This is a genomic window from Escherichia sp. MOD1-EC5189 (assembly GCF_002966045.1).
Taxonomy (GTDB): Bacteria; Pseudomonadota; Gammaproteobacteria; order Enterobacterales; family Enterobacteriaceae; genus Escherichia; species Escherichia coli_F.
Window position 1 is genome coordinate 137,351 of sequence record NZ_PTRX01000004.1, and the last position, 13,595, is coordinate 150,945.

Here is a 13,595-nt window from a genome sequence, read left to right on the forward strand (position 1 = left end):
GATGAGTGACTATAAATCAACCCTGAATTTGCCGGAAACAGGGTTCCCGATGCGTGGCGATCTCGCCAAGCGCGAACCGGGAATGCTGGCGCGTTGGACTGATGATGATCTGTACGGCATCATCCGTGCGGCTAAAAAAGGCAAAAAAACCTTCATTCTGCATGATGGCCCTCCTTATGCGAATGGCAGCATTCATATTGGTCACTCGGTTAACAAGATTCTGAAAGACATTATCGTGAAGTCCAAAGGGCTTTCCGGTTATGACTCGCCGTATGTGCCTGGCTGGGACTGCCACGGTCTGCCGATCGAGCTGAAAGTAGAGCAAGAATACGGTAAGCCGGGTGAGAAATTCACCGCTGCCGAGTTCCGCGCCAAGTGCCGCGAATACGCTGCGACCCAGGTTGACGGTCAGCGCAAAGACTTTATCCGTCTGGGCGTGCTGGGCGACTGGTCGCACCCGTACCTGACTATGGACTTCAAAACTGAAGCCAACATCATCCGCGCGCTGGGCAAAATCATCGGCAACGGTCACCTGCACAAAGGCGCGAAGCCGGTACACTGGTGCGTTGACTGCCGTTCTGCGCTGGCGGAAGCGGAAGTTGAGTATTACGACAAAACTTCTCCGTCCATTGACGTCGCTTTCCAGGCGGTCGATCAGGATGCGCTGAAAGCAAAATTTGCCGTAAGCAACGTTAACGGCCCAATCTCGCTGGTGATCTGGACCACCACGCCGTGGACTCTGCCTGCCAACCGCGCAATCTCTATTGCACCTGATTTCGACTATGCGCTGGTGCAGATCGACGGTCAGGCTGTGATTCTGGCAAAAGATCTGGTTGAAAGCGTAATGCAGCGTATCGGCGTGACCGATTACACCATTCTCGGCACGGTAAAAGGTGCGGAGCTGGAGCTGCTGCGCTTTACCCATCCGTTTATGGGCTTCGACGTTCCGGCAATTCTTGGCGATCACGTTACGCTGGATGCCGGTACCGGTGCCGTTCATACCGCGCCTGGCCACGGCCCAGACGACTATGTGATCGGTCAGAAATACGGTCTGGAAACCGCTAACCCGGTTGGCCCGGACGGTACTTATCTGCCGGGTACTTACCCGACGCTGGATGGCGTTAACGTCTTCAAAGCGAACGACATCGTCGTTGCGCTGCTACAGGAAAAAGGCGCGCTGCTGCACGTTGAGAAAATGCAGCACAGCTATCCGTGCTGCTGGCGTCACAAAACGCCGATCATCTTCCGCGCTACGCCGCAGTGGTTCGTCAGCATGGATCAGAAAGGTCTGCGTGCGCAGTCACTGAAAGAGATCAAAGGCGTGCAGTGGATCCCTGACTGGGGCCAGGCGCGTATCGAGTCGATGGTCGCTAACCGTCCTGACTGGTGTATCTCCCGTCAGCGCACCTGGGGCGTACCGATGTCACTGTTCGTGCACAAAGACACGGAAGAGCTGCATCCGCGTACCCTCGAACTGATGGAAGAAGTGGCAAAACGCGTTGAAGTTGATGGCATTCAGGCATGGTGGGATCTTGATGCGAAAGAGATCCTCGGCGACGAAGCTGACCAGTACGTGAAAGTGCCGGATACGCTGGACGTATGGTTTGACTCCGGATCTACCCACTCTTCTGTTGTTGACGTGCGTCCGGAATTTGCTGGTCACGCAGCGGACATGTATCTGGAAGGTTCTGACCAGCACCGTGGCTGGTTCATGTCTTCCCTGATGATCTCCACCGCGATGAAAGGCAAAGCGCCGTATCGTCAGGTACTGACCCACGGCTTTACCGTGGATGGTCAGGGTCGCAAGATGTCTAAATCCATCGGCAACACCGTTTCGCCGCAGGACGTGATGAACAAACTGGGCGCGGATATTCTGCGTCTGTGGGTGGCATCAACTGACTACACCGGTGAAATGGCCGTTTCTGACGAGATCCTGAAACGTGCAGCCGACAGCTATCGTCGTATCCGTAACACTGCACGCTTCCTGCTGGCAAACCTGAACGGTTTTGATCCGGCAAAAGATATGGTGAAACCGGAAGAGATGGTGGTACTGGATCGCTGGGCCGTAGGTTGTGCGAAAGCGGCACAGGAAGACATCCTCAAGGCATACGAAGCATACGATTTCCACGAAGTGGTACAGCGTCTGATGCGCTTCTGCTCCGTTGAGATGGGTTCCTTCTACCTCGACATCATCAAAGACCGTCAGTACACCGCCAAAGCGGACAGCGTGGCGCGTCGTAGCTGCCAGACCGCGCTGTACCACATCGCGGAAGCGCTGGTTCGCTGGATGGCACCAATCCTCTCCTTCACCGCTGATGAAGTGTGGGGCTACCTGCCGGGTGAACGTGAAAAATACGTCTTCACCGGCGAGTGGTACGAAGGCCTGTTTGGTCTGGCAGACAGTGAAGCGATGAACGATGCGTTCTGGGACGAGCTGTTGAAAGTGCGTGGCGAAGTGAACAAAGTCATTGAGCAAGCACGTGCCGACAAGAAAGTGGGTGGCTCGCTGGAAGCGGCAGTAACCTTGTATGCAGAACCGGAACTGGCGGCGAAACTGACCGCGCTGGGCGATGAATTACGATTTGTCCTGTTGACCTCCGGCGCTACCGTTGCAGACTATAACGACGCCCCTGCTGATGCTCAGCAGAGCGAAGTACTCAAAGGGCTGAAAGTCGCGTTGAGTAAAGCCGAAGGTGAGAAGTGCCCACGCTGCTGGCACTACACCCAGGATGTCGGCAAGGTGGCGGAACACGCAGAAATCTGCGGCCGCTGTGTCAGCAACGTCGCCGGTGACGGTGAAAAACGTAAGTTTGCCTGATGAGTCAATCGATCTGTTCAACAGGGCTACGCTGGCTGTGGCTGGTGGTAGTCGTGCTGATTATCGATCTGGGCAGCAAATACCTGATCCTCCAGAACTTTGCTCTGGGGGATACGGTCCCGCTGTTCCCGTCGCTTAATCTGCATTATGCGCGTAACTATGGCGCGGCGTTTAGTTTCCTTGCCGATAGCGGCGGCTGGCAGCGTTGGTTCTTTGCCGGTATTGCGATTGGTATTAGCGTGATTCTGGTAGTGATGATGTATCGCTCGAAGGCCACGCAGAAGCTGAACAATATCGCTTACGCGCTGATTATTGGCGGCGCGCTGGGCAACCTGTTCGACCGCCTGTGGCACGGCTTCGTTGTCGATATGATCGACTTCTACGTCGGCGACTGGCACTTCGCCACCTTCAACCTCGCCGATACTGCTATCTGTGTCGGTGCGGCACTGATTGTGCTGGAAGGTTTTTTACCTTCGAAAGCGAAAAAACAATAATAAACCCTGCCGGATGCGATGCTGACGCATCTTATCCGGCCTACAGATTGCTGTGAAATCGTAGGCCGCATCCGGCAAAAATCCTCAAAATATAAGAGCAAACCTGCATGTCTGAATCTGTACAGAGCAATAGCGCCGTCCTGGTGCACTTCACGCTAAAACTCGACGATGGCACCACCGCCGAGTCTACCCGCAACAACGGTAAACCGGCGCTGTTCCGCCTGGGCGATGCTTCTCTCTCCGAAGGTCTGGAGCAACACCTGCTGGGGCTGAAAGTGGGTGATAAAACCACCTTCTCGCTGGAGCCAGATGCGGCGTTTGGCGTGCCGTCACCGGACCTGATTCAGTACTTCTCCCGCCGTGAGTTTATGGATGCAGGCGAGCCAGAAATTGGTGCAATCATGCTTTTTACCGCAATGGATGGCAGTGAGATGCCTGGCGTGATCCGCGAAATTAACGGCGACTCCATTACCGTTGATTTCAATCATCCGCTGGCCGGGCAGACCGTTCATTTTGATATTGAAGTGCTGGAAATCGATCCGGCACTGGAGGCGTAACATGCAGATCCTGTTGGCCAACCCGCGTGGTTTTTGTGCCGGGGTAGACCGCGCTATCAGCATTGTTGAAAACGCGCTGGCCATTTACGGCGCACCGATATATGTCCGTCACGAAGTGGTGCATAACCGCTACGTGGTCGATAGCCTGCGCGAGCGTGGGGCTATCTTTATTGAGCAGATTAGCGAAGTCCCGGACGGCGCGATCCTGATTTTCTCCGCACACGGTGTTTCTCAGGCGGTACGTAACGAAGCGAAAAGCCGTGATTTGACGGTGTTTGATGCCACCTGTCCGCTGGTGACCAAAGTGCATATGGAAGTCGCCCGTGCCAGCCGCCGTGGTGAAGAGTCTATTCTTATCGGTCACGCCGGTCACCCGGAAGTGGAAGGGACGATGGGTCAGTACAGCAACCCGGAAGGGGGAATGTATCTGGTCGAATCGCCGGACGATGTGTGGAAACTGACGGTCAAAAACGAAGAGAAACTCTCCTTTATGACCCAAACTACGCTGTCGGTGGATGACACGTCTGATGTGATCGATGCGTTGCGTAAACGCTTCCCGAAAATTGTCGGGCCGCGCAAAGATGACATTTGCTACGCCACCACTAACCGTCAGGAAGCGGTACGCGCTCTGGCAGAACAGGCGGAAGTAGTACTGGTGGTTGGTTCAAAAAACTCTTCCAACTCCAACCGTCTGGCGGAACTGGCCCAGCGTATGGGCAAACGCGCGTTTTTGATTGACGATGCGAAAGATATCCAGGAAGAGTGGGTAAAAGGCGTGAACTGCGTCGGCGTGACTGCGGGCGCATCGGCTCCGGATATTCTGGTGCAGAATGTGGTGGCACGTTTGCAGCAGCTGGGCGGTGGTGAAGCCATTCCGCTGGAAGGCCGTGAAGAAAACATTGTTTTCGAAGTGCCAAAAGAGCTGCGTGTCGATATTCGTGAAGTCGAGTAAAGATTAATCATTCAAAACCAGCACATTCGTTGCTGGTTTTTTTTAGCTGTACTCTTCTGCGGAGGCAAGGATGATGAGCAAGATAGCTTATGGATTGGCGGGATTTTTGGCTTTTGTATTTTGTTTGGGAGCGGCCAATGGCGCTTCGCAGCTTGAATTTCCGTTCTGGGATCGAAATTATTCCGGGACGATTGCGGGTAAGCAGGTAAGTGTCGATATCACGCGGATTAACAACGACCTTCATGGTAGCTATTGCTATGAACCCTGCAATCAGAGAAAAATGCGATTAATTCTGCGTGGATCTCTCCAGGTTAAGCGGTTGCTTCTTGAGGAGCGCGCACAGACACTTTCTGGTCAATGGGATGCTGAAGTTTCACCGATTGAGATAAAAGGAGTATGGACTTCAGCCGATAAAAAACACCATTTCCCCATTGCGCTTCACTATAACAAACCCAAAAACGATCCGGGCATTGATCTGGTGCTGGTGGCGGAAGTGAATGACGATTACGACCCTTCCAAAGCGATCGACTGTAATAATGTTCCGGTCATTTCAGCAATAAAATTATATCGTGATGGGAAACCGATACAGACCTTATATACTGCTTCTATCGGCACTTGTAGCATTTTTACGCCTCAATGGAAGGATGTTAATTTTGATGGTTATCCGGATCTTTCCATTCCGCAAGAGTTACCCGCTGGACCCAATATCCCCGAACAAACCTGGCTTTACGATCCCTCAACACAACGTTTTGTTGATGCGCCTGCGTCTTATCAGGAAATCACCTCGCCGGAGCCAGATGCAGAATATAAGCAGATCGTCAGCCATTGGCGAGGAAGCTGCTGTAGTCACGGGGTTGACGTTTATCGCTGGAAGGGGAAAGAGGTTGAATTGATCGAGAGAGGTTCAAGTTATCTTCAGCCCGTGCTAAGCAAAGGTAAAATGTATACCTGCTACGTAATTCCTTCCTATCACGATGGCCGCATTTTTTATCTGCAGGAACGTAAGAATGGTCATCTGACGCCGACTTTTACTGATGTGAAGGGGTGTGAGCCATTTCAGTTAACCACGGATATCCGCACAGTCATTCAGTCAGAGAAACCAGGTATGAAGCCGGAATCCATTGAAATTCAGTGGCAGGAAGATAAAGCGTCTCCAGGGGAATTTTGCCCGCTAGTACCGTTTGTTGAAGGCGATAAACTTAGCCCGCGTCTGGTGACGAATAAAGATATTTCGGATATCTGTATCAGCCGCGATGAGTTCAAAGCCATGAGCAAGTAACAAGCCAGGAGAGACAGTAATGACAAAACTTATACCCATCTTCCTTGATACAGACCCAGGCATTGACGATGCGGTCGCCATTGCCGCCGCGATTTTTGCCCCCGAACTCGACCTGCAACTGATGACCACCGTCGCGGGTAATGTTTCGGTTGAGAAAACTACCCGCAACGCCCTGCAACTGCTGCATTTCTGGAATGCGGATATTCCGCTCGCCCAGGGAGCCGCTGTGCCGCTGGTACGCGCACCGCGTAATGCAGCATCTGTGCACGGTGAATCGGGAATGGCTGGCTACGACTTTGTCGAGCACAACAGAAGCCCACTGGACAAACCCGCATTTCTGGCGATTCGTGATGCCCTGCTGCGTGCGCCTGAGCCTGTTACGCTGGTAGCCATCGGCCCGTTAACCAATATTGCGCTGTTACTTTCACAATGCCCGGAATGCAAACCGCATATTCGCCGTCTGGTGATCATGGGCGGTTCTGCCGGACGCGGCAACTGTACGCCAAACGCCGAGTTTAATATCGCTGCCGATCCAGAAGCGGCAGCCTGTGTCTTCCGTAGCGGCATCGAAATCGTTATGTGCGGTCTGGATGTCACCAATCAGGCAATATTAACTCCTGACTATCTCGTTACTTTGCCGGAGTTGAATCGTACCGGGAAAATGTTGCACGCCCTGTTTAGCCACTACCGTAGCGGCAGTTTGCAAAGCGGTCTGCGTATGCACGATCTCTGCGCCATCGCCTGGCTGGTGCGCCCAGACTTGTTCACTCTCAAACCGTGTTTTGTGGCGGTGGAAACTCAGGGTGAATTTACCTCAGGTACTACGGTTGTTGATATTGATGGTTGCCTGAGTAAACCTGCAAACGTGCAGGTGGCGCTGGATCTGGATGTGAAAGGTTTCCAGCAGTGGGTGGCTGAGGTGCTGGCTCTGGCGTCGTAACCTGTCACATGTTATCGGCATGCAGTCATTCATCGACTCATGCCTTTCACTGATATCCCTCCCTGTTTATCATTAATTTCTAATTATCAGCGTTTTTGGCTGGCGGCGTAGCGATGCGCTGGTTACTCTGAAAACGGTCTATGCAAATTAACAAAAGAGAATAGCTATGCATGATGCAAACATCCGCGTTGCCATCGCGGGAGCCGGGGGGCGTATGGGCCGCCAGTTGATTCAGGCGGCGCTGGCATTAGAAGGCGTGCAGCTGGGCGCGGCGCTGGAGCGCGAAGGATCTTCTTTACTGGGCAGCGACGCCGGTGAGCTGGCGGGTGCAGGAAAAACAGGCGTTACTGTGCAAAGCAGCCTTGATGCGATAAAAGATGATTTTGATGTGTTTATCGATTTTACCCGTCCGGAAGGTACGCTGAACCATCTCGCTTTTTGTCGCCAGCATGGCAAAGGGATGGTGATCGGCACTACGGGGTTTGACGAAGCCGGTAAACAGGCGATTCGTGACGCCGCCGCCGATATTGCGATTGTCTTTGCCGCCAATTTTAGCGTTGGCGTTAACGTCATGCTTAAGCTGCTGGAGAAAGCAGCCAAAGTGATGGGTGACTACACCGATATCGAAATTATTGAAGCACATCATAGACATAAAGTTGATGCGCCTTCAGGCACCGCACTGGCAATGGGAGAGGCGATCGCCCACGCCCTGGATAAAGATCTGAAAGATTGCGCGGTCTACAGTCGTGAAGGCCATACCGGTGAACGTGTGCCTGGCACCATTGGTTTTGCCACCGTGCGTGCAGGTGACATCGTTGGCGAACATACCGCGATGTTTGCCGATATTGGTGAGCGTCTGGAGATCACCCATAAGGCGTCCAGCCGCATGACATTTGCTAACGGTGCGGTAAGATCGGCTTTGTGGTTGAGTGGTAAGGAAAGTGGTCTTTTTGATATGCGAGATGTGCTTTATCTCAATAATTTGTAACCACAAAATGTTTATGATGATGCAAAAATAACACATTTAATTTATTGATTATAAAGGGCTTTAATTTTTGGCCCTTTTATTTTTTGTATTATGTTTTTAAATTTTATGTAAGTGCTAAAAATTACACGTTTTTCCTTCTTTTTTTGTTGTTTTAATGTAAATTTTGACCATCTGGTCCACTTTTTTCTGCTCATTTTTATTTCATGCAATCTTCTCGCTGCGCAAGCGTTTTCCAGAACGGGTTATATGATCTTTTTGTCGCTTAATGCCTGCAAAACATGCATGAGCCACAAAATAATATAAAAAATACCACCATTAAGTTGACTTTTAGCTCTCATCTCTCCAGAATGCCGCCGTTTGCCAGAAATTCGTCGGTAAGCAGATTTGCATTGATTTACGTCATCATTGTGAATTAATATGCAAATAAAGTGAGTGAATATTCTCTGGAGGGTGTTTTGATTAAGTCAGCGCTATTGGTTCTGGAAGACGGAACCCAGTTTCACGGTCGGGCCATAGGGGCAACAGGTTCGGCGGTTGGGGAAGTCGTTTTCAATACTTCAATGACCGGTTATCAAGAAATCCTCACTGATCCTTCCTATTCTCGTCAAATCGTTACTCTTACTTATCCCCATATTGGCAATGTCGGCACTAATGACGCCGATGAAGAATCTTCTCAGATACATGCTCAAGGTCTGGTAATTCGCGACCTGCCGCTGATTGCCAGCAACTTCCGTAATACCGAAGACCTCTCTTCTTACCTGAAGCGCCATAACATCGTGGCGATTGCCGATATCGATACTCGTAAGCTGACGCGTTTACTGCGCGAGAAAGGCGCACAGAATGGCTGCATTATCGCGGGCGATAACCCGGATGCGGCGCTGGCGTTAGAAAAAGCCCGCGCGTTCCCAGGTCTGAACGGCATGGATCTGGCAAAAGAAGTGACCACCGCAGAAGCCTATAGCTGGACACAAGGGAGCTGGACGCTGACCGGCGGCCTGCCAGGAGCGAAGAAAGAAGACGAGCTGCCGTTCCATGTTGTGGCTTATGATTTTGGTGCCAAGCGCAACATCCTGCGCATGTTGGTGGATAGAGGCTGCCGCCTGACCATCGTTCCGGCGCAAACATCTGCCGAAGATGTACTGAAAATGAATCCAGACGGTATCTTCCTCTCCAACGGTCCTGGCGACCCGGCACCGTGTGATTACGCTATTACTGCCATCCAGAAATTCCTCGAAACCGACATCCCGGTATTCGGCATCTGCCTCGGTCATCAGCTGCTGGCGCTGGCGAGCGGTGCGAAGACTGTCAAAATGAAATTTGGTCACCACGGCGGCAACCACCCGGTTAAAGATGTTGAGAAAAATGTGGTGATGATCACCGCCCAGAACCACGGTTTTGCGGTGGATGAAGCAACATTACCTGCAAACCTGCGTGTCACACATAAATCCCTGTTCGACGGTACGTTACAAGGGATTCATCGCACCGATAAACCGGCGTTCAGCTTCCAGGGGCACCCGGAAGCCAGCCCTGGTCCACACGACGCCGCGCCGTTGTTTGACCACTTTATCGCGTTAATTGAGCAGTACCGTAAAACCGCTAAGTAATCAGGAGTAAAAGAGCCATGCCAAAACGTACAGATATAAAAAGTATCCTGATTCTGGGTGCGGGCCCGATTGTTATCGGTCAGGCGTGTGAGTTTGACTACTCTGGCGCGCAAGCATGTAAAGCCCTGCGTGAAGAGGGTTACCGCGTCATTCTGGTGAACTCCAACCCAGCGACCATCATGACCGACCCGGAAATGGCCGATGCGACCTACATCGAGCCGATTCACTGGGAAGTGGTACGCAAGATTATTGAAAAAGAGCGTCCGGACGCGGTGCTGCCAACGATGGGCGGTCAGACAGCGCTGAACTGTGCGCTGGAGCTGGAGCGTCAAGGCGTGCTGGAGGAGTTCGGCGTCACCATGATTGGTGCTACCGCCGATGCGATTGATAAAGCAGAAGACCGCCGCCGTTTCGACGTAGCGATGAAGAAAATTGGTCTGGAAACCGCGCGTTCTGGTATCGCACACACGATGGAAGAAGCGCTGGCAGTTGCCGCTGAAGTGGGCTTCCCGTGCATTATTCGCCCATCCTTTACCATGGGTGGTAGCGGTGGTGGTATCGCTTATAACCGCGAAGAGTTTGAAGAAATTTGCGCCCGCGGTCTGGATCTCTCTCCGACCAAAGAACTGCTGATTGATGAGTCGCTGATCGGCTGGAAAGAGTACGAGATGGAAGTGGTGCGTGATAAAAACGACAACTGCATCATCGTCTGCTCTATCGAAAACTTCGATGCGATGGGCATCCATACCGGTGACTCCATCACTGTCGCGCCAGCCCAAACGCTGACCGACAAAGAATATCAAATTATGCGTAACGCCTCGATGGCGGTACTGCGTGAAATCGGCGTTGAAACCGGTGGTTCCAACGTCCAGTTTGCGGTGAACCCGAAAAACGGTCGCCTGATTGTTATCGAAATGAACCCGCGTGTATCGCGTTCTTCGGCGCTGGCGTCGAAAGCCACCGGTTTCCCGATTGCCAAAGTGGCGGCGAAACTGGCGGTGGGTTACACCCTCGACGAGCTGATGAACGACATCACCGGCGGGCGTACTCCGGCCTCCTTCGAGCCGTCCATCGACTACGTGGTCACCAAAATTCCTCGCTTCAACTTCGAGAAATTCGCCGGGGCGAACGACCGTCTGACCACTCAGATGAAATCGGTTGGTGAAGTGATGGCGATTGGTCGCACGCAGCAGGAATCCCTGCAAAAAGCGCTGCGCGGCCTGGAAGTCGGTGCGACTGGATTCGACCCGAAAGTGAGTCTCGACGACCCGGAAGCGCTGACCAAAATCCGTCGCGAGCTGAAAGACGCAGGCGCAGAGCGTATCTGGTACATCGCCGATGCTTTCCGTGCGGGCCTGTCTGTAGACGGCGTCTTTAACCTGACCAACATTGACCGCTGGTTCCTGGTGCAGATAGAAGAACTGGTGCGTCTGGAAGAGAAAGTCGCAGAAGTGGGCATCACCGGCCTGAACGCTGACTTCCTGCGCCAGCTGAAACGCAAAGGTTTTGCCGATGCGCGTCTGGCTAAACTGGCGGGCGTGCGCGAAGCGGAAATCCGCAAGCTGCGCGACCAGTATGATCTGCACCCGGTCTACAAACGCGTAGATACCTGTGCGGCAGAGTTCGCCACTGACACCGCGTATATGTACTCCACTTATGAAGAAGAGTGCGAAGCGAATCCGTCTACCGACCGTGAAAAAATCATGGTGCTCGGCGGCGGCCCGAACCGTATCGGTCAGGGTATTGAATTCGACTACTGCTGTGTACACGCCTCGCTGGCGCTACGTGAAGACGGTTACGAAACCATCATGGTTAACTGTAACCCGGAAACCGTCTCCACTGACTACGACACTTCCGATCGCCTCTACTTTGAGCCGGTAACCCTGGAAGATGTACTGGAAATCGTGCGTATTGAGAAGCCGAAAGGCGTTATCGTCCAGTACGGCGGTCAGACCCCGCTGAAACTGGCGCGCGCACTGGAAGCCGCTGGCGTACCGGTTATCGGCACCAGCCCGGATGCTATCGACCGTGCGGAAGACCGTGAACGCTTCCAGCATGCGGTTGACCGTCTGAAACTGAAACAACCGGCGAACGCCACCGTTACTGCTATCGAGATGGCTGTTGAGAAAGCGAAAGAGATTGGCTACCCGCTGGTGGTGCGTCCGTCTTACGTTCTCGGCGGTCGGGCGATGGAAATCGTCTATGACGAAGCTGACCTGCGTCGCTACTTCCAGACGGCGGTGAGCGTGTCTAACGATGCACCAGTATTGCTGGACCACTTCCTCGATGACGCGGTAGAAGTGGATGTGGACGCCATCTGCGACGGTGAAATGGTGCTGATTGGCGGCATCATGGAGCATATCGAGCAGGCGGGCGTGCACTCCGGTGACTCTGCATGTTCTCTACCAGCCTACACTTTAAGTCAGGAAATTCAGGATGTGATGCGCCAGCAGGTGCAGAAACTGGCTTTCGAATTGCAGGTGCGCGGCCTGATGAACGTGCAGTTTGCGGTGAAAAACAACGAAGTCTACCTGATTGAAGTTAACCCGCGTGCGGCGCGTACCGTTCCGTTCGTCTCCAAAGCCACCGGCGTACCGCTGGCAAAAGTGGCGGCGCGTGTGATGGCTGGCAAATCGCTGGCTGAGCAGGGCGTAACCAAAGAAGTTATCCCTCCGTACTACTCGGTGAAAGAAGTGGTGCTGCCGTTCAACAAATTCCCCGGCGTTGACCCGCTGTTAGGGCCAGAAATGCGCTCCACCGGGGAAGTTATGGGCGTGGGCCGCACCTTCGCTGAAGCGTTTGCCAAAGCGCAGCTGGGCAGCAACTCCACCATGAAGAAACACGGTCGTGCGCTGCTTTCCGTGCGCGAAGGCGATAAAGAACGCGTGGTAGACCTGGCGGCAAAACTGCTGAAACAGGGCTTCGAGCTGGATGCGACCCACGGCACGGCGATTGTGCTGGGCGAAGCGGGTATCAATCCGCGTCTGGTAAACAAGGTGCATGAAGGTCGTCCGCACATTCAGGACCGCATCAAGAATGGCGAATATACCTACATCATCAACACCACTTCAGGCCGTCGTGCGATTGAAGACTCCCGCGTGATTCGTCGCAGTGCGCTGCAATATAAAGTGCACTATGACACCACCCTGAACGGTGGTTTCGCTACCGCGATGGCGCTGAATGCCGATGCGACTGAAAAAGTAATTTCGGTGCAGGAAATGCACGCGCAGATCAAATAATAGCGTGTCATGGCGGATATTTTTCATCCGCTAATTTGATCGAATAACTAATACGGTTCTCTGATGAGGACCGTTTTTTTTGCCCATTAAGTAAATCTTTTGGGGAATCGATATTTTTTGATGACATAAGCAGGATTTAGCTCACACTTATCGACGGTGAAGTTGCATACTATCGATATATCCACAATTTTAATATGGCCTTGTTTAATTGCTTCAAAACGAGTCATAGCCAGACTTTTAATTTGTGAAACTGGAGTTCGTATGTGTGAAGGATATGTTGAAAAACCACTCTACTTGTTAATCGCCGAATGGATGATGGCTGAAAATCGGTGGGTGATAGCAAGAGAGATCTCTATTCATTTCGATATTGAACACAGCAAGGCGGTTAATACCCTCACTTATATTCTGTCGGAAGTCGCAGAAATAAGCTGCGAAGTTAAGATGATCCCTAATAAGCTGGAAGGGCGGGGATGCCAGTGCCAGCGGCTGGTTAAAGTGATCGATATCGATGAGCAAATTTACGCGCGCCTGCGCAATAACAGTCGGGAAAAAGTCGTCGGTGTCAGAAAGACGCCGCGTATTCCTGCCGTTCCACTCACGGAACTTAACCGCGAGCAGAAGTGGCAAATGATGTTGTCGAAGAGTATGCGTCGTTAATTTAATTTCGTTGATACCGTGCGGTCTGGTTGCCGGATGCGATGCTGGCATCTTATCCGGCCTACGG

At 52.6% G+C, this 13,595-nt stretch carries 10 protein-coding genes; all 10 read left to right on the forward strand.

What is annotated here, in order from left to right; genetic code table 11:
- Position 1 precedes the first annotated feature (1 nt).
- The 10 genes from ileS to caiF all read left to right on the forward strand — a co-directional run bounded on the left by ileS (position 2) and on the right by caiF (position 13,528).
- Positions 2 to 2,818 carry an isoleucine--tRNA ligase gene (gene ileS / locus ATB02_RS04840; protein WP_001286856.1) on the forward strand — a complete coding sequence of 939 codons (2,817 nt, stop codon included), beginning with the start codon at positions 2 to 4 and terminating at the stop codon, positions 2,816 to 2,818.
- Complete coding sequence (lspA, locus tag ATB02_RS04845) at positions 2,818 to 3,312, forward strand: signal peptidase II (RefSeq protein WP_000083381.1); 495 nt, start codon at positions 2,818 to 2,820, stop codon at positions 3,310 to 3,312. Before ileS ends, lspA begins: the two co-directional genes overlap by 1 nt.
- 107 nt (positions 3,313 to 3,419) lie before the next feature.
- A complete protein-coding gene (gene fkpB / locus ATB02_RS04850; RefSeq protein WP_000004655.1) occupies positions 3,420 to 3,869 on the forward strand; it encodes an FKBP-type peptidyl-prolyl cis-trans isomerase in 450 nt (149 codons plus the stop codon).
- Between the two features lies 1 nt (position 3,870).
- Positions 3,871 to 4,821, forward strand: a complete 951-nt coding sequence (gene ispH / locus ATB02_RS04855) for a 4-hydroxy-3-methylbut-2-enyl diphosphate reductase (protein ID WP_088541462.1) — start codon at positions 3,871 to 3,873, stop codon at positions 4,819 to 4,821.
- Between the two features lie 73 nt (positions 4,822 to 4,894).
- Positions 4,895 to 6,100 carry an XAC2610-related protein gene (locus ATB02_RS04860; RefSeq protein WP_105271205.1) on the forward strand — a complete coding sequence of 402 codons (1,206 nt, stop codon included), beginning with the start codon at positions 4,895 to 4,897 and terminating at the stop codon, positions 6,098 to 6,100.
- Positions 6,101 to 6,119: 19 nt separating this feature from the next.
- A complete protein-coding gene (gene rihC / locus ATB02_RS04865) occupies positions 6,120 to 7,040 on the forward strand; it encodes a ribonucleoside hydrolase RihC (RefSeq protein WP_105271168.1) in 921 nt (306 codons plus the stop codon).
- A gap of 166 nt (positions 7,041 to 7,206) precedes the next feature.
- Positions 7,207 to 8,028 carry a 4-hydroxy-tetrahydrodipicolinate reductase gene (gene dapB / locus ATB02_RS04870; protein ID WP_105271169.1) on the forward strand — a complete coding sequence of 274 codons (822 nt, stop codon included), beginning with the start codon at positions 7,207 to 7,209 and terminating at the stop codon, positions 8,026 to 8,028.
- 455 nt (positions 8,029 to 8,483) lie between these two features.
- The gene (gene carA, locus ATB02_RS04875) at positions 8,484 to 9,632 is read left to right on the forward strand and encodes a glutamine-hydrolyzing carbamoyl-phosphate synthase small subunit (protein WP_105271170.1); all 1,149 of its coding nucleotides are present in this window, start codon (positions 8,484 to 8,486) and stop codon (positions 9,630 to 9,632) included.
- A gap of 17 nt (positions 9,633 to 9,649) precedes the next feature.
- Entirely contained in the window at positions 9,650 to 12,871 is a 3,222-nt protein-coding gene (gene carB, locus ATB02_RS04880) for a carbamoyl-phosphate synthase large subunit (RefSeq protein WP_001126394.1), read from the forward strand.
- 261 nt (positions 12,872 to 13,132) lie between these two features.
- On the forward strand, positions 13,133 to 13,528 hold the full coding sequence (gene caiF / locus ATB02_RS04890; RefSeq protein WP_105271171.1) for a carnitine metabolism transcriptional regulator CaiF: 396 nt from the start codon (positions 13,133 to 13,135) through the stop codon (positions 13,526 to 13,528).
- Positions 13,529 to 13,595 lie beyond the last annotated feature (67 nt).